This window comes from Intrasporangium sp. (assembly GCF_035688975.1).
Lineage (GTDB): Bacteria > Actinomycetota > Actinomycetes > Actinomycetales > Dermatophilaceae > CALMNV01.
The window spans coordinates 18,100-34,033 of sequence record NZ_DASSMH010000063.1 but is presented as its reverse complement, the minus strand read 5'-3'; the positions used below and the strand labels follow the sequence as shown (position 1 = coordinate 34,033).

Below are 15,934 nucleotides of genomic sequence, written 5' to 3'. Positions count from 1 at the left end.
CGGGTGGTCCTCCCGCGAGGTTAGCCGCACGGGCCGCTCAGCGGGTCGCCTGACGGACCCGCCGCAGCGTCCGCACGAGCAGGACGAGCGCCACCGCCTGGCTGGCCGCCACGACGGCGACCAGCGCGGCGACCGAGCGCTCGTAGAGCCAGCCGGCGCCGGCGCCGCCCACGATCGCCATCGCGCCCTGGATCCCGGCGAAGACGCCGTATGCCGTCGCCCGGCGGCTCGGCGCGACGAGGTCGGCGACCATTGCCTTGATCGTCGAGTCCTGCAGGCCGAAGGCAAGTCCCCAGACCCCGACCCCGACGAGCGCCACCCAGAGCTGCCCGGACAGGGCGAGCCCCGGCACGAGCGCGACGAGGACGGGCACGGCATACAGCACCCGCGCGCTGATCCGGTCGTAGGCCCACCCGACTGCGAGCGCGGCGAGGGCCTCGGCGAGCATCGCGCCGGCGTAGACGACGGGCACGACCGCGACGGGCACGAGCCGCGACACCGTCAGGTGGTAGCCGATGATGCCGAAGGTGACCAGGCCGCCGGTCATGAGGCCCGCGGCGACGGCATAGCGGAAGAACTCAGGCGGCAGACCGGCGCCGAGCGCCTGGCCGAGCCACTCTCGCGCCCCGCGGCGGCGTGCCACGGGCGGCGCAGCCTCCGCCGCTGTGGCCGAGCCGTCGTAGACCGAGGGGTCCGGCACCCGCGCCCGGACCACGACGAGCAGCACCATTGCCGCCGCCCCGGGCACGAGGAGCACGAACAGGCCGCGCCACAGTGCGCCCGTGGACGCCACGACGGCCGCGACGAGGAGCGGGCCGGCGAAGGCCCCGAGCTGGTCCATGGCCTTGTGCACCCCGAAGCCGCGCCCCCGCCCGACCGCCCCCGCGACGTGCGCGAGGAGCGCGGACTTCGACGGGCTGCGGATCGCCTTGCCGGAGCGCTCGAGGAGGATGAGCAGGCTGGCGAGCCCGAGCCCCGCCGCCCCGGCGAAAGGTGTCACGGCGAGGAGCGGCACCGACACGACCGTCAGGCCGTAGCCGATCAGCGTGAGCGCCCAGTACCGTCCCGAGCGGTCAGCCAGCGGCCCGAAGACGAGCCGCAGCACCAGGGCCATGGCTTCGCCGGCCCCGGTGACGAGGCCGACGATGGCGGCGCTCGCCCCGAGTGAGGCGAGCAGCGGGCCGTAGAGCGAGCGCGCGCCCTCGTAGACCATGTCGGCGGCGAGGCTGACGAGGCCGAAGAGGAGCACGACCCGCCAGGCGGTCCACGCGGGCCGGGCCCCGGACCGCGGGCGGCGCGGACCGTGCACTGTCACAAGGAGCAACCATAGCGAGGGCAACTCCGAGGGCAGGTGCGCTGGCGAACCGTGCGACGAGGAGCAGCATCGCTAGGACGAGACCGTCGCTGATCGCCGGCCGCTGACTGCGGATGGCGCAGCCCGGTGCCCTACCGCCCCGCGAGCTGCCCGACGAGGCTCTCGCCCCAGGCCCGGGCGCGCTCCAGCTCTCCCTCGTCGAGGGGGCCAGCGACGTCGCCGACGTAGAAGGTCTCGCCGCGGGTCGCCTTGCGGAAGCCGCGATGCCGCAGGGCAGCGGCCGCGCTCTTCGCGGCGGAGCCCGGGACGAGGCGGACGTGCACGCGGGTGTCGAAGGTGACGGTCGGCAGGTCCTCGCGCGGCCCCACCTCGGCGATCCACTCCCGCAGGCCCGTCGCGGCCGGCGCGGTCGCGCCCTGGCGCACGGCGTCGGCACGGGTGCCGGCCCGGCTCATGGAGAGTGCATGCGTCGGGCCACCGACGAGCAGGACCGTCACATCGTCCGGGATCCGGCGCGGCGCATCCGCCACCGCGACGACCTCGACCTTCTCGTGGTGGCCCGTGGCCTGGCCTGCGACGCCCGCCGCGACGGCCTCGGCGACGGACCGGGTGTTGCCGAACATGGACTCGACGACGATGAGGATGCTCATGACTGTGCCTTTCCGCTCGTCACGGTATGCACGGCCGACCCGCCCGGGCAGGGGCGAAAGGCCCGGAACCGGGGCCGTGGCCGTCCGCCCGGCGAGCCAAGGACGGGCCGGGACCAACGGCCCTAGGCCCGGGTGCGCAGCCGACCTACCGTCGTGGTGCCGGGCACCGGGCACACGCCGAAGGCATCGGTGTCCCCGGTGCCGGCTGAGACGGCTCCGCGGAGCCGGGACAAGGAGTTCTCATGTCCGCGCCACCTGTCCAGTCCCCCGCCCCACCCGCCCGGCGTACGGCGGCACTCGTCATCGGCTGCCTGCTGCTCCTGCTGGGCGTGCCGCTGCTGCTCGCCGGCGGTGCGCTGGCCCTCGGCAAGGCGGTGGCGCAGGACGCCGACGGCTACTTCTCCATGCAGCTGAAGCCGGTCGACACGCCGACGGTCGCCCTCACCGCCGAGGACGTCGTCTTGCAGCAGGACGTCCGTGGCCCGAGGGTGGTCATCGACCGACTCGACCTCACCATCCGGGTGACCACGCAGTCCACCAACGGTCGGCCCGTCTTCGTCGGCGTGGCGCCGGCCGCAGACGTCGACGCCTACCTCGGCACCGTCTCCCACGCCGTCGTCTCCGACGTCGCGGAGGACGGCACCGCCTCGCTGCGGATGGTGCCCGGTGGCTCCAGCGTCGCGCCGCCCACCGACCAGACCTTCTGGTCCGCCCAGGTCAGCGGAGCCGGTCGGCAGCAGCTCACCTGGAACGTCACCCGCGGCTCGTGGAGCGTCGTCGTGATGAACGCCGACGCCAGCCCCGGGGTGGCGGTGGAGACGACCGTCGCGGTCCGGCCCGGCTTCCTGGGGCCGCTCACGTGGATCCTGCTCGGGAGCGCGCTGCTGCTCGTGGCCCTCGGGACGTTCCTGCTCGTCTACGGCGTGGCAGGGCAGCGCTCCGGTCGTCCGGGCGCTCCCGGTGCGCCGGGCACGGCATACGCCGACTCCTACCCGGGCACGGACGCCGCCACCCTCGCGCCGGGTCGTTACCCGCTGCGCCTGGAGGCCTCGCTCGACCCGCAGCTCTCCCGCGGCCTGTGGCTGGTCAAGTGGCTGCTCGCCATCCCGCACTACGTCGTCCTCGTCGCGCTCTGGGTCGCCTTCGGCATCGTCACGGTGGTGGCGTTCTTCGCGATCCTCTTCACGGGCAACTACCCGCGGTCGCTCTTCGACTTCAACGTCGGCGTGCTGCGGTGGACGTGGCGCGTGGCCTACTACTGCGGCAGCGGGGGCCTCGGCACCGACCGCTACCCGCCGTTCAGCCTCGACGCGGACCCGGACTACCCGGCCGCGCTCGACGTGGCCTACCCGGAGCGGCTGTCGCGCGGGCTCGTCCTCGTCAAGTGGTGGCTGCTCGCCATCCCGCACTACATCATCGTCGGCATCCTCGCCGGCGGCTGGAGCTGGACCTGGCGCACGGGCGGCGACTGGCGTTACCAGGGCGGCGGCGCCGGCCTGCTCGGCATCCTCGCCCTCGTCGTCGGGCTCGTCCTGCTCTTCAGCGGCACCTACCCCCGCGGGCTCTTCGACCTCGTCATCGGGCTGAACCGCTGGGTCTACCGGGTCACCGCGTATGCCGCGCTCATGACGGACGAGTACCCGCCGTTCCGTCTCGACCAGGGCGGCGCCGAACCGCCACCGGTGGCGTCCGGCCCGCCGCCGACCGGTGCGCCGGTCTCGACGGCGCCGCCGCCGCCTGTCCTGCGATGAGACGCGGCCCTGCCCGGCCGGGGAGCGCACTGGTCGCCGTGGCGGTTGCGACCGCCACGGCGGCCCTGCGGCGGTGGTACCTGCGGTGGGGAGCCACCGACGAGGAGGTCGCCGCTCGCCTGGCGGGAGACGACCTGCTGCCGAAGGCCGACCTCCTTGCCACGCGCGCCATCACCGTGCACGCAAGCCCGGACCGGGTGTGGCCGTGGCTGGCGCAGATGGGCCAGGGCCGGGGCGGCCTGTACAGCTACGACTGGCTGGAGAACCTCGTCGGTTGCGACCTGCACAGCGCCGACCGCATCGTGCCGGAGTGGCAGGACGTCGCCGTGGGCGACCCGTTCCGCCTCCACCCGCAGGCGACGCTCACCGTCGCCCACGTGGACCCGGGCCGCGCGCTCGTCGTCCGGGCCCCACGGCCCTTGGACGACCGCGCCGCCACAGGGAGGTTCGGGCCGATCGACTTCACGTGGGCGTTCGTGCTGCGGGACGAGTCCGGTGGCCGCTGGGACGGCGGCACCCGGCTGCTCGTCCGCGAGCGCTACGCCTACCTCGCCCCGTGGGCGGCGCTCGTCGCCGAGCCCGTCGAGGCGCTCTCCGCGCTCATGAGCCAGAGGATGCTCCGCGGCATACGGGACCGCGCCGAGCGGCAGGCCGTAGCCTGAGGGTCGATCCACGGGCCTGACCACCACCCCAGGAGGAACCATGAAGCTGAGCAACATCCCGACCCGGCTGGCCGCCGGTGGCTACGTCCTGCACTCCGGCATGGAGAAGTGGGGCGGGGACGCCGAGACGGCCGCCGGCACCCACGGCATGGCGGTGGGCGCCTTCCCGGCGCTGAAGTCGCTGGACCCCGCCACCTTCCTGAAGGCCCTTTCCGTCGGGGAGATGGCGACCGGGGCGCTGCTGCTCGCGCCGTTCGTCAAGCCGCGGACGGCGGGCGCCGCCCTCACCGCGTTCGCCGGGGGCCTGGTCGGGATGTACCTGCGCACGCCGTCCCTGCGCAAGCCGGGGAGCGTGTGGCCGACCCCGCAGGGCATCGGGGTGAGCAAGGACGTCTGGCTGCTCGGCATCGGCCTCGGGCTCCTGCTCGACCGCCAGGGCGGAGGAGCGCGCGGCCGCAAGGCGGAGGCCAAGAGCGCCGGCAAGGCGGCCAAGCGGGTGGACAAGGCCGCGAAGCACGCCGACCGTGCGGCCCGGCGCGCGGCGAAGGCCGTCCACGCCTGAGCGGGTGGACGAGCGGCTCGCCGCCGGGGACCATGGCTGTCAAGGAGGCGCCATGGACCCCAGCCTGACTGCGTACCTCGACCGCGTGCGTGCCCAGCGCGCCGAGCTGCACGACTCCGTCCGAGCCCTCGACGACACCCTCGCCTCGCCGCTGGCCCGCGGGGCCGCCTGGCGCGAGCGGGTCCGGGCGGCCCTGGCCGAGCTCTCCTCGGACCTCGACGTGCACGTCGAGCTCACCGAGGGCCCGGGTGGGCTCTACGACCGGCTCAGCCGGGCCGCGCCGCGGCTCTCCGGCCCGCTCGGGCGGCTGCGCGAGGAGCACGAGCCGCTGCGCGAGGCGGTGCGCGGGTTTCTCGCCGCGCTCGAGGAGGGCGACGGCGCGTCCGGCGACCTGCCCGCCTTCCGGGAAGAGGTGACGTTGCTGCTCGGTCGCCTCGTCCGGCACCGGCAGACCGGGACCGACCTCGTCTACGAGGCCTACGAGGTCGACCTCGGCGGATCCGAGTGACGGCGGGCATGGACGCGGCCGACTGGGATGCGCGCTATGCCGCGACCGACCTCGTGTGGTCCGCCACGCCGAACCTCTGGGTCGCCGAGATCGTCGGCGGCCTGCCGCCTGGGCGTGCCCTCGACGTGGCCGCCGGCGAGGGCCGCAACGCCATCTGGATGGTCGAGCAGGGCTGGGACGTCGTCGCGGCCGACTACTCGCCGGTGGCGGTCGACCGGATGCGCCGCCTCGCCGCCGACCGCCTCGGCGACCGGGCCGCCCGGCTCACGGCGCTCGTCGCTGACGCGACGCAGCCCGCTCCGGGTGGGCCGGCGGCATACGACCTCGTGCTGTTCTCCTACCTCCAGCTGCCCGAGGACGAGTGGCGGCGCGCCCTGCGAGCCGGCGTCGAGGCGACCCGGGTCGGCGGGCGGGTCCTCGTCGTCGCGCACGCCCTGCGCAACCTCACCGAGGGCTGGGGCGGTCCGTCGGACCCCGCAGTGCTGCACGACCCGGACGACGTCGCGGCGTCGGCCGAGGGCCTGGCCGTCGAGGTCGAGTCGGCGCAGCTGCGCCGACGGCCCGTGAGCACGGAGGACGGCGAGCGCGAGGCGCTCGACACGGTCGTCATCCTGCGTCGACGGTGACCTGCTCCCACGTCGGACGCAGCGGGAAGCCGGAGCGACCGTCTGGGCCGGTCCGCGAGGCGAGCACCTGATGCAGCTGGATCCGGTTGCGCTCGAAGGACAGTCGCGAGCCGGCGAGGTAGAGGCCCCACACGCGGGCGATGCCGAGGCCGGCATCGGCCACGCACTCGTCCCAGTGCGCCGAGAGGTTGGCGCACCAGGCCGCGGTCGTCAGGGCATAGTGCTCGCGCAGGTTCTCCTGGTGGCGGACCTCGAAGCCCTGGTCCTCCATGGCCCGCACGATGTCGCCCGAGCCGGTCAGCTCGCCGTCGGGGAAGACGTAGCGGTTGATGAAGCCCCGGCTCGGCAGACCCGGGTGCCGGTTGTCCGGGCGGGTGATGCAGTGGTTGAGCAGCCGGCCGCCGTAGCGCAGCCGGTCGCGCAGGAAGCGGAAGTAGGCCGGGTAGTTGGCGACCCCGATGTGCTCGGTGAGGCCGATGGAGCTGACGGCGTCGAAGCCGCGCTCCGTGACGTCGCGGTAGTCGGCGTGACGCACCTCGGCCCGTCCGGCCAGGCCCTCCTGCTCGATGCGCGCCGTCGCCCACTGCGCCTGGGCCCGTGACAGCGTGACCCCGAGGGCCGTCACGCCGTAGTGGGTGACGGCGTGGCGCACCATGCCGCCCCATCCGCACCCCACGTCGAGCAGCCGCATGCCCGGCGCCAAACCGAGCTTGCGCGCGACGAGGTCGTACTTGTGGGCCTGGGCCTCCTCGAGGGTCGCCGCCTCGGAGGGATAGCAGGCGCATGTGTAGGTCATGGACGGCCCGAGCACCTTCTCGTAGAAGGTGTTGGACACGTCGTAGTGGTGCGAGATGGCCTCGGCGTCACGACGTCGACCATGACGCAGGCCGTGCGCTAGCCGGCGCAGGGGTCCGGGCGTCTCCTCGCGGGGCAGCTCGGGCACCCGCAGGCCCACCTCCTTGAGGAAGGCGGCGAGGTCGGGCAGGTCGCGCAGGCTCGGCCGCCGGGGGGTGAGGTCGTCCTCGAACGTCCGCAGCACGTCGTAGGGGTCCGCCTCGTTCATGCCCTCGATCTCGAGGTCGCCCATGAGGTACGCGCGAGCCATTCCCAGCGTCCCCGGGGACGTGATGACGTAGTTGAGGCCGCGCTTGGTCAGACGCATCGCCCGCCCGTCGGGGCGCCCTCCTACGGAGCCGTCGTACGCCTCCACCCGCATGGGGACGTCGGGTCCGAAGACCCGGTCGAACGCCTCGCCCACGGTCATCGTCATCGTGCCTGCACCGCCTTCTCGTAGAGCGTCGGAAGTCGTCCGGCTGGGTCGTAGGTCGCCTTCACCGGCCGGTATGCCGCGCCGCCATAGAGCGCGTCGAAGGTGTCCTCGTCGTAGAACGCGTCGGAGTAGAGCGACTTGTGGCCGCCGAGCCGCCCGACCTGCGCCTCGAGGTCCCGGTTGACGTCGCCGACCTGGCGGCCGGGTGCCACCGGCACGCTGGACCAGAACCCGACGTTGACGTAGGGCTCGCCGGGGCGCATCGGGTAGAGCGGCCACGGCGGGCCACCGCCCGGGACGGTCGACGCGGCGCGCAGCCGCACCGGGCACAGCCAGATCGGCTCGATCGGCACCTCGTCGAGGAACCACTCGAGGAACTCGGCGGTCCGGGACAGGGGGATCTCGACGTCCTGCACCACCCGCTCCCGCTCGGGCCGGCCCCGCCACCGGTCGAGGGTGGCCATGACGCCGTGCCGGTTCTCGAAGCCGACGATCGTCCAGTACGTGTCGCTGCGCAGCAGCCGCTTGGGCCAGAGCCGACGCACGAGCGGCTGCTGGGCGCCGAAGGCACGGGAGCACCAGAACCAGTCGGTGTCCCAGCGCCACAGGTAGTCCCGCGCCGTCAGGACGTCGCGGCGACGCTCCCGGATCGAGTGGTAGAAGATCTCGGTGCCGGTGTAGTCGCTGGGACGCGGCTGCCCCTCGAGCGAGTCGGTCCACCGCCCGAGGCAGAGGTAGGCCTCGTGCCGGCCGAAGACGACGCCGTCGAGGAAGTCGACCGGCTCGTCCTCCCAGCAGCGGCTGGCCATGATCGTGCCGACGGCCGCGACGAGGTCGGCCAGGCACGCGAAGCGGACGTGGCGCAGCGCGACGTAGCGGCTGGCGTGCTCGAGCTCGATCGTGAGGCTGAGCGCGTAGCCCAGGGACCCGTAGGAGTTGGGGAAGACGTGGAAGAGATCGGCGTGCTCCCCCTGCGGCCGGGCGGTGACGACCCGGCCGGAGCCGGTGAGGATCTCCAGCTCGAGGACCGACTCGTGCGGAAGTCCGTTGCGGAAGGAGCTTGCCTCGATGCCGAGGCCGGTGACGGCGCCTCCGATCGTGATCGTCTTCAGCTGCGGGACGACGAGCGGCACGAAGCCGTGCGGCAGCAGCTCGTCGACCAGCCGTTCGTAGGTCGCCATCCCCTGCACCCGTGCGACGCCGCGCTGCGGGTCGAGCTCGACGACGTGGTCGAGGCTCGACACATCGAGACCGGGACCCGTGTGCGCCGCTCGGGGGCGGAAGAGATTGGAGGTGCGCTTGGCCAGCCGGACGGGCTCGTCCGCGGGCAGGGCGGCATACTCCCGAACCACCTGCTCGACCGCTCGCGAGTGGGCCGCGAGCCGGGCCTGGCTCCATGACATCCGGACCTCCCCCTGGGCGTGGTACGTATTCAACCACCGCACCCTGACCACCGGCTGGTGCCCCGGCGACCCCCGCCGCCAGGGCCCGGGCCCCCTCGTCGAGTGGCCACTTTCGTGCACCGAACTGGCCAGTCGACGGTGGGGAGCGCACCGAACTGGCCACTCGACCGGGGGGAGCGCACCGAACTGGCCACTCGACCGTGGGGGAGCGCACCGAACTGGCCACTCGACCGGAGGGGGGGAGCGGAGCCCGCGCGCGGTGTCAGCTCGAGTGGCCCCGGGCGGGATCCTGGCCCGGCTCCCGCTTGGCCTGCCGCTGCCGGAGCAGGTCCCAGCACTGGTCCAGCTCGGCCTCGATCTGGCCCAGCCGCTGGTGCTCCTCGGTGACCGAGATCTGCCCCCCGGCGAGGGAGGAGCGCAGCTCGTGCTCCTCGTCCATGAGGCGCTTGATGTGCTGCTGGATGTTCACGTCCTCGGCCATCCGACCACTATCCCAGCCGCCCGGCCCGTGGCCACGCGAGCCTGGAGAGCGCGTAGGCCGGCTCGCGCAGCCACTCGACGAGCGGGTACTGCCCCGTCCCGGGGAGCGGGTTCGCGACCGGGTCGAAGCGGCGCGGCGCGTCGGCCCCGCCGGAGTCCCACGGCACGGCAAGCTCGCCGCACTCGTGCCACTGACCCCGGCCGTGTGCCCAGGACAGGGCGTATGCCGCCGGCAGCGGGCCCGCGCCCGCCGCCCCCGCCACGCCTGCGCCGCGCGTCGGGCGGGGGTCGAGGCGCAGCAGGAGTGGCGACCCGTCGGCAGCGCGCACCGGCAGCAGGGTGGTGAGGCTCGCGTGGACCCCGGGTCGGCGCACGGCCAGGACGAACCGGGAGAGACGGCCCGTGCCGGTGCTCGCGAAGAGCACGTCGGCCGCGCTGCGACCCGCACCGCCGGCCGGGAGCCGCAGGGCGAAACCCTCGATGTCGGGCGCCTCGGGGCCGGTGCCCACGGCATACGAGGCCCGGACGGTGCAGGCGTGCTCGCCGCCGGTGTCAAGGAGGGGGACGCCGGAGCGGGCGTCGGCCGGCGTGACCCGCAAGGTCGCCGACGACACCACGCCCTCGGGGTGGAGCGGCTTGGTCCGCCGCAGCAGAGCGGTCGTGGCGAAGGCCGCGCCCAGCGCCGCGCCGAACACACCACCGGCCAACCGCTGGGCCAGGGCGCCGGCGCCCGGCTGCCGGGAGGAGCCGCTCATCCGTCAGGCCGGCTGCCGGGCGGGCCCGTCCGACGGGCGGCGCTCCCCGATCCCGGCGAGGGCCCACCGGACGGCGGAGGTGCCGAACGCTCCCACCGGACGCGCGACGGCCTGCACGACCGGCTCGGGCATGGGCAGGCCCAGCATGCCGCGGGCCCAGGCGGGCAGGAGGGAGACGCCGCCCGCGGCCAGCGTGGCGTAGCCGGGGCGGGCGAGCAGCGGCAGGGGCGGGTCGAGGAGCAGGAACCGCGCGGCTTCGCGGGCGGCCGCCGTCGCCTCCAGCCGGGGCCGGTAGTCGGCCAGCGTCCCGGTCAAGGCCGCGACGGACCTCGGCGGGTCGAGCACCCCGAGCCGGGCGGCCGCGACGCCGGCCTGCGCGACGTAGGTGTCCGCCTCCTGCGCCGTGAGCGGGCGGGCGCCGAAGGCCTGGTACGCCCGCAGGAAGCTGTCGATCTCGGCCACGTGCACCCACAGCAGCAGGTCGGGGTCGCTCGCGCGGTAGGGGCGCCCTGCCGGGTCGGTGCCGCGGACGCGTTCGTGGATGGCGCGCACCGCGGCGATCGCGGCCTCGGCGTCGGCGATGGTGCCGAACGTCGTCGTCGCGAGGTAGCTGCTGGTGCGCTGCAGGCGTCCCCAGGGGTCGCTCTTGTAGCCGCTGTGACCCGCCACGCCGGCCATGGCCAGCGGGTGCAACGACTGCAGGAGCAGGGATGCGATGCCGCCCGGAAACATCGACGCGTCGGCGTGCACGCGCCAGATCGGATCTGTGGAGGTGAACCAGCGGGGGCCGGGCGCACCCCAGATGCGTTGCGCCCGCGCCGCGGCGTCCTGCCCGGCCACCCGGGCGCGCAGCGCCCGTCCGATCCGTCGTTGGACGACGGTGAGGGCGGGGCCGAGCGTCATGACGTCAGCGTATGCCGCGCCCCTGCGAGGTGGGGCCGCGGCGCCGGTGGGTCCCGCGGCGTCGGGCCGGCTCGCACAGCGGAGGGCCCGGACTGCCTCAGGCAGTCCGGGCCCTCGCTCGTTGGGGCTTGACGGTCCTCGGCCGTCGCCGTTTGCCGCTCGGCGTCAGCTGCCGATCGCGGCCTTGTCGTCGCTGCCCTCAACGCTCACCGAGATCTTGCGCGGCTTGGCCTCCTCGGCGACCGGGATGGTCAGGCTCAGCACGCCGTCGCGGTAGGACGCCTCGATGCGGTCGAGTGCGAGGCCCTGACCGAGCGACAGCTGCCGGGCGAAGGTGCCGGTGGGACGCTCGTGCGAGAGCCACTTGGCGTCCTCCACCTCGAGGGCCGGACGCTCCGCGCGGATCGTCAGCGTGCGGTCCTCGACGTCGACGTCGATGGAGCTGGGGTCGACACCGGGAAGGTCGATCAGGACCGTGAAGCTCTCACCCGAGCGGTAGAGGTCCATCGGCATGACGGTCGAGGCCGGCCGGAAACTGTCGGTGAAGAAGCGGTCGAGCTGACGGAACGGGTCGAAGTTGGACATGGTCCCTCCTGGAAGTGCTCCTACATCGCTGGGGGTGGCTGGCTGCCCCAGCACTCAATATACATGAGTGAGAACGACTCAACTAGTACCTGCTATTCCCGCCGGACCCGTGGGCCGGCCCCTCACAGCAGGGAGCGCGGGTCGTCCGGGATGTCGGCGGCATACGCCTGCAGGAGCTGGAGCGGGATGACGTCGAGGGCGCGCTCGTGGGTGGCGGCCAGGACGACCGGGGCGGCGCATCCCGCCCGCTGGGACTCCAGCCACCGGGACGCCACGACGCACCACCGATCGCCCGGGGTGAGCCCGGGAAAGCGCCACTCCGGCCGCGGGGTGACGAGGTCGTTGCCCACGGAGACCTGGTGCTGGAGGAACTCGACGCTCACCACGACGCAGATCGTGTGGCTGCCCAGGTCCTCGGGGCCGGTCGTGCAGGTGCCGTCGCGATAGAAGCCGGTCACAGGGTCCCGCCCGCACTCTGCAAGCGGTCCACCGAGCACGTTGCGTTCACCGCGGGCCATGGCCAAACGCTAGCCGTATGCCGTCACCGCGGTTTCGGGGTCCGGCTCCCTGTGCGTGGGGCGGGCTGGGCGGGGCGTGGGTGGGGCCTCAGCCGGGCCTGGGCGGGGTCGGCACGACAGACTGGCGTCATGCTGCGCCTCCACGTCTCCACGCCGGCCGACCTCACCGAGGCGATCGTGGACGTCCTGCAGGGGACCGAAGCCGTGAGCAGCCTCGCGCTGATCCGCGGCGCCTCGGTCCTGCCGGCCGGCGACCTCGTCGTCGCCGACGTGGCGCGGGAGGGCGCGAACGACATCGTCAACCGGCTTCGCGACCTCGGGGTGCACCAGCGCGGCACCGTGCACATCGAGCCGGTGACGACGTGGCTCTCACGGGCCGGCCTCACCGCCGAGCAGGCCACCCCGGGCAGCAGCGCGGACGCCGTCGTGTGGGCGCAGGTCGTGCAGCACTCCTACGAGGACGTCGAGTTCAACTGGACCTATGTCAGCTTCATGGTGCTCGCGACCTTCATCGCCGGCATCGCCATCGTCCTCGACTCGCAGATCCTCGTCATCGGCGCCATGGTGCTCGGGCCGGAGTTCGGCGCGGTGGCGGCGCTGGGCGTGGCGCTCGTGCGCCGGCGCGGGCTGCTGCTCGGCCTCGCGGCCCGGGCCCTGGCCTTCGGCTTCGGCATCGCCATCGCCGCCACGTGCGCGGCGGCGCTCGTCGGCCGGGCGCTCGGCTGGGTCGCCCTCACCGACGTCGAGGGGCCGCGGCCAGGGACCGCTTTCATCTACACGCCGGACAAGTGGTCGTTCATCGTCGCCGTGCTCGCCGCGGCCGCCGGGGTGCTGTCGCTGACCTCCGCCCGGGTGGGCGGCCTCAGCGGCGTCTTCATCTCCGTCACGACGATCCCCGCCGCGGGCAACGTCGCGCTGGGCCTCGCCTTCGGCGCCTGGAAGGAGGTGTGGGGCAGCAGCCTGCAGCTCGTGGTCAACATCCTCGGCATGGCGCTCGCCGGCTGGCTGACGCTGGCGCTGCAGCAGGCCGTGTGGTCGCGGGTGCCGGCGCGGCGGTCACGGCTCCTGCCCGGCACCGGTGACGACCGCCCTCGTTGAGCGCGCCGGCGGGTCCACCGCCCGCAGCTTCTCCAGCCGGCTGCGCAGCTGCGCCTCGCGGTGGGCGTTGCCGTGCAGGGCGAGATACCGGCTGCCGAAGACGGCGAGGAGCGCGTCGTCGAGCCGCCGCACGGCGCCCGGCGGGTAGCGGTAGCCCATCCTCGCGTTGATGCCGGCGCCGTCGATCGACGCGAGGAGCCCGGCCAGCTCGTCGAGGGAGCTGATACCGAGCTCGAGGAGCAGGCCGCAGACCCATTCGTAGTGGTCGGTGCGGGACCAGCCCGCCTCGGTGTACTGCCCGGCGAGGAACGTCGCGAGGTCCTGGGCGCTGATCCGGGGGTCGTTGACGTCCGGCTCCGGCCGCTGCCTCGGGGCCGGCGCCTGCAGGCGCGCACGGATCTGCGAGAACTCGCGGTCGGCGAGCTCGAGCAGTCCGGCCGCCAGGGTGAACCGCCGGTCGAGGTCGGGGGCCAGCTCCTCCGGGATGGTGCCCTTGTAGCGGATGTCGTGCTCGAACTCGGCCCAGGCATGCTGCAGCACGGTGCGGATCTGGACCGAGGCGCTGCGCCCGACCAGCCGCTGCTCCCGCTCGCCGGGGCTGCGCGCAGGGTCGATCCCGACAAGCAGGTGCCGGCTCGCATAGCCGAACCGCCCCTCGCTCGCCGTCTCCTGGCCCATGTCGCGGTCGCCCTGCACGCTCAGCTGGTCGGCGAGCAGGTCCGCGACGGCCGCGACGTCCTCGTGCCCGTAGGTGATGACCCGCACGCCGATCTGGTCGGTGATCTGGGTGAGCGGCCGCGGGTACTGCCGCTTGCCGTCGACGGTCCGCCCGGCCTTGGCGGCGAAGGACTCGACGCTCTTGGTCCGGCCGGTGACGGTCAGGTAGTTGATCCCGGCGTCGTCGAGATAGGACCTGACGAGGGTGACGAAGGCGTCGGTCGCCTCCTGCAGCGCCGGCTGCTGGGCGGCATACGCCTGGACCGCCGTCTGGACCGGGTCGCGCCGCTTCCGTGGCTCCGGGACCTGGTCCGCAGGCAGCGTGGGCGTGACGATGTAGCCGGTCGCGACGTCGCCGTAGGCGGTCACGGCCTCGGGTCGCCTCGCCGTGAACAGCGCGACGTAGGCACACACGACCGCATCGACCTGGTCCTCGGCTTGGCGCAGGACGCTCTTTCGCTCGGCGCCGGCGACGAGTGCCCGCAGGGCCCGCCACCCGTCGTGGTCCCGGAGCCGCATCCGGGGCGTGGCACCCTCCAGACCCTCGAGCAGGTCCATGAGCCGGCCCAGCTCGGCGCGCAGCGTGGCGACCGGCCGACCGGGCTTGTTCTTGTACTTCAGGGTCCGGCCGAGACGGAACAGGGCGACGGTGGCGGGGTGCGGGTAGACCTCGATGGCGCGACGGGGAGCCGAGGACCCCGGGTCCAGGTCGAGGCCCAGGCGCTCGGCGAGCCGGGCGCCTCGGGTCCCGTCGCGGAACTCCGGCCGGCCGGTGTTGGCCGGGTGCGCGCCGGCCTCGAAGCGGGCGAAGTCGCGGCTCAGGGCCGCCTCGGCGGGCCGGGTGCCCGTGCGGTTGAGCACGACGAGGGGCGCGTCGAGGCCGACGAGACAGTCGCCTCGGGTGTATGCCGTGAGCGCGGCGACGATCTCGTCGTCGGTGCCGTGCGCCGCGACGTGCACGAGCCGACCGGCGGCGTCCAGGACGGCGACCCCGGTCGGCCTCGAGGCGCCCCACGCCAGGTCGACCCCGATGAAGTGCATGGGCCCCATCCTGCCCGGGCCACCTCGGGTCCGAGGTATCCGGTCGCTCCGGAGCGACGGCATACGGCGAACCGGGCAGGGCGCCCCCGGTCCGCCGGAGCTCCCAGCGGAATAGTTGAGCGATCAACTGCGTTCTCCGGGAACCGACCACCGTCAAGGAGCCCCCACATGCCCACGTATGCCGTCACCGGAGCCAGCGGACCGTTCGGCCGCCACGTCATCGAGCAGCTCGTCGACGCGGGCGTCGCCCCCGGTGACATCGTCGCGCTGGCACGCACGCCGCAGAAGGTCGCCGACCTGGCCGAGCGGGGAGTGCAGGCCCGCGAGGCGGACTACGACGTGCCGGTGACCCTCGACGCAGCCCTCGTCGGCGTCGACCGACTGCTGCTCGTCTCGGGCTCCGAGGTCGGCCAGCGCGTCCGGCAGCACGGCAACGTCATCACGGCGGCGAAGCGCGCCGGCGTGGGGCGCATCGCCTACACGTCGATCCTGCGCGCGGACTCCACCCCGCTGCTCCTTGCGCCGGAGCACCAGGCCACGGAGGGGCTGCTCGCCGAGTCCGGCCTGCCGCGCACGGTCCTGCGCAACGGGTGGTACCTCGAGAACTTCACGGCCCAGATCGGCAGCTACCTGTCCCAGGGCTGCGTCCTGCATGCCGCCGGTGACGGGCGGATCGCCGCTGCCAGCCGGGCCGACTTCGCCGCAGCCGCAGCCACCGCCCTGCTGGAGGACCGCACCGACGACGTGGTCTACGAGCTCGGCGGCACCCCGTTCACCTACGCCGAGCTGGCCGAGGCCATCTCCGAGGTGACCGGCACGCCGGTGGTGGCCCGGGCGGTGACGGGCGAGGAGCTGGTGGCCGCCCTCACCGGGGCCGGGGTCGACGCGGGCACGGCCGGCTTCCATGCCGCTGTCGACGCCAACATCGCCGAGGGGGCGCTCGACACGGACTCGGACGACCTGACTCGACTCCTGGGGCGTCGGCCCACCTCGCTCGTCGACGCGGTGCGCGCGGCCAGCTGAGCCCGGCCCGGCCGAGCACGCCTCACCCGCCGAGCACGCCTCACCCGCCGAGCACGCCTCACCGGCC

17 protein-coding genes are annotated in these 15,934 nt (G+C 73.9%); 7 read left to right on the top strand and 10 right to left on the bottom strand.

Features of this window, described 5'->3' with window-relative positions; translation table 11 throughout:
• Nucleotides 1–37: 37 nt before the first annotated feature.
• Both VFJ94_RS06640 and VFJ94_RS06635 read right to left on the bottom strand, forming a co-directional pair.
• Complete coding sequence (locus tag VFJ94_RS06640) at nucleotides 38–1,315, bottom strand: MFS transporter (RefSeq protein ID WP_325003411.1); 1,278 nt, start codon at nucleotides 1,313–1,315, stop codon at nucleotides 38–40.
• 131 nt (nucleotides 1,316–1,446) lie between these two features.
• Nucleotides 1,447–1,965, bottom strand: a complete 519-nt coding sequence (locus VFJ94_RS06635; RefSeq protein ID WP_325003410.1) for a flavodoxin/nitric oxide synthase — start codon at nucleotides 1,963–1,965, stop codon at nucleotides 1,447–1,449.
• Nucleotides 1,966–2,207: 242 nt separating this feature from the next.
• On the opposite strand from VFJ94_RS06635, the gene VFJ94_RS06630 reads away from it, so the two are divergent.
• The 5 genes from VFJ94_RS06630 to VFJ94_RS06610 are packed head-to-tail and all read left to right on the top strand — an operon-like array spanning nucleotide 2,208 to nucleotide 6,074.
• Entirely contained in the window at nucleotides 2,208–3,716 is a 1,509-nt protein-coding gene (locus VFJ94_RS06630) for a DUF4389 domain-containing protein (RefSeq protein ID WP_325003409.1), read from the top strand.
• 38 nt (nucleotides 3,717–3,754) lie between these two features.
• Nucleotides 3,755–4,378: an SRPBCC family protein gene (locus VFJ94_RS06625; RefSeq protein ID WP_325003408.1), complete on the top strand. Its 624-nt coding sequence runs from the start codon at nucleotides 3,755–3,757 to the stop codon at nucleotides 4,376–4,378.
• Nucleotides 4,379–4,418: 40 nt separating this feature from the next.
• Nucleotides 4,419–4,940, top strand: a complete 522-nt coding sequence (locus VFJ94_RS06620; protein ID WP_325003407.1) for a hypothetical protein — start codon at nucleotides 4,419–4,421, stop codon at nucleotides 4,938–4,940.
• A 52-nt stretch (nucleotides 4,941–4,992) separates the two neighbouring features.
• Nucleotides 4,993–5,448 (top strand): hemerythrin domain-containing protein, encoded by a 456-nt coding sequence (locus VFJ94_RS06615; RefSeq protein WP_325003406.1) that lies wholly within the window; start codon nucleotides 4,993–4,995, stop codon nucleotides 5,446–5,448.
• 8 nt (nucleotides 5,449–5,456) lie between these two features.
• A complete protein-coding gene (locus VFJ94_RS06610; RefSeq protein ID WP_325003405.1) occupies nucleotides 5,457–6,074 on the top strand; it encodes a class I SAM-dependent methyltransferase in 618 nt (205 codons plus the stop codon).
• Here the strand turns inward: VFJ94_RS06610 and VFJ94_RS06605 are convergent.
• The 7 genes from VFJ94_RS06605 to VFJ94_RS06575 all read right to left on the bottom strand — a co-directional run bounded on the left by VFJ94_RS06605 (nucleotide 6,055) and on the right by VFJ94_RS06575 (nucleotide 11,988).
• Nucleotides 6,055–7,344, bottom strand: a complete 1,290-nt coding sequence (locus VFJ94_RS06605) for a cyclopropane-fatty-acyl-phospholipid synthase family protein (protein WP_325003404.1) — start codon at nucleotides 7,342–7,344, stop codon at nucleotides 6,055–6,057. The two genes, VFJ94_RS06610 and VFJ94_RS06605, sit on opposite strands and share 20 nt — an antisense overlap.
• Nucleotides 7,341–8,780: an FAD-binding oxidoreductase gene (locus VFJ94_RS06600; protein WP_325003403.1), complete on the bottom strand. Its 1,440-nt coding sequence runs from the start codon at nucleotides 8,778–8,780 to the stop codon at nucleotides 7,341–7,343. The genes VFJ94_RS06605 and VFJ94_RS06600 overlap by 4 nt, the downstream gene beginning before the upstream one ends.
• A 229-nt stretch (nucleotides 8,781–9,009) precedes the next feature.
• Entirely contained in the window at nucleotides 9,010–9,228 is a 219-nt protein-coding gene (locus tag VFJ94_RS06595; protein ID WP_325003402.1) for a DUF2630 family protein, read from the bottom strand.
• Between the two features lie 7 nt (nucleotides 9,229–9,235).
• On the bottom strand, nucleotides 9,236–9,982 hold the full coding sequence (locus VFJ94_RS06590; protein ID WP_325003401.1) for a phosphodiesterase: 747 nt from the start codon (nucleotides 9,980–9,982) through the stop codon (nucleotides 9,236–9,238).
• A 3-nt stretch (nucleotides 9,983–9,985) separates the two neighbouring features.
• Nucleotides 9,986–10,885 carry an oxygenase MpaB family protein gene (locus VFJ94_RS06585; protein ID WP_325003400.1) on the bottom strand — a complete coding sequence of 300 codons (900 nt, stop codon included), beginning with the start codon at nucleotides 10,883–10,885 and terminating at the stop codon, nucleotides 9,986–9,988.
• A gap of 165 nt (nucleotides 10,886–11,050) precedes the next feature.
• A complete protein-coding gene (locus tag VFJ94_RS06580; protein WP_325003399.1) occupies nucleotides 11,051–11,470 on the bottom strand; it encodes an Hsp20/alpha crystallin family protein in 420 nt (139 codons plus the stop codon).
• 122 nt (nucleotides 11,471–11,592) lie between these two features.
• Nucleotides 11,593–11,988 carry a DUF2237 domain-containing protein gene (locus VFJ94_RS06575; RefSeq protein WP_325003398.1) on the bottom strand — a complete coding sequence of 132 codons (396 nt, stop codon included), beginning with the start codon at nucleotides 11,986–11,988 and terminating at the stop codon, nucleotides 11,593–11,595.
• 129 nt (nucleotides 11,989–12,117) lie between these two features.
• Here VFJ94_RS06575 and VFJ94_RS06570 point away from each other — a divergent pair, with 129 nt between their 5' ends.
• A complete protein-coding gene (locus VFJ94_RS06570; RefSeq protein WP_325003397.1) occupies nucleotides 12,118–13,086 on the top strand; it encodes a DUF389 domain-containing protein in 969 nt (322 codons plus the stop codon).
• On the opposite strand, the gene VFJ94_RS06565 is transcribed toward VFJ94_RS06570, so the two are convergent.
• A complete protein-coding gene (locus tag VFJ94_RS06565; protein ID WP_325003396.1) occupies nucleotides 13,045–14,844 on the bottom strand; it encodes a DUF429 domain-containing protein in 1,800 nt (599 codons plus the stop codon). The genes VFJ94_RS06570 and VFJ94_RS06565 overlap by 42 nt on opposite strands.
• Before the next feature lie 168 nt (nucleotides 14,845–15,012).
• On the opposite strand from VFJ94_RS06565, the gene VFJ94_RS06560 reads away from it, so the two are divergent.
• Nucleotides 15,013–15,867 (top strand): SDR family oxidoreductase, encoded by an 855-nt coding sequence (locus VFJ94_RS06560; protein WP_325003395.1) that lies wholly within the window; start codon nucleotides 15,013–15,015, stop codon nucleotides 15,865–15,867.
• The last annotated feature ends 67 nt before the right edge of the window (nucleotides 15,868–15,934 follow it).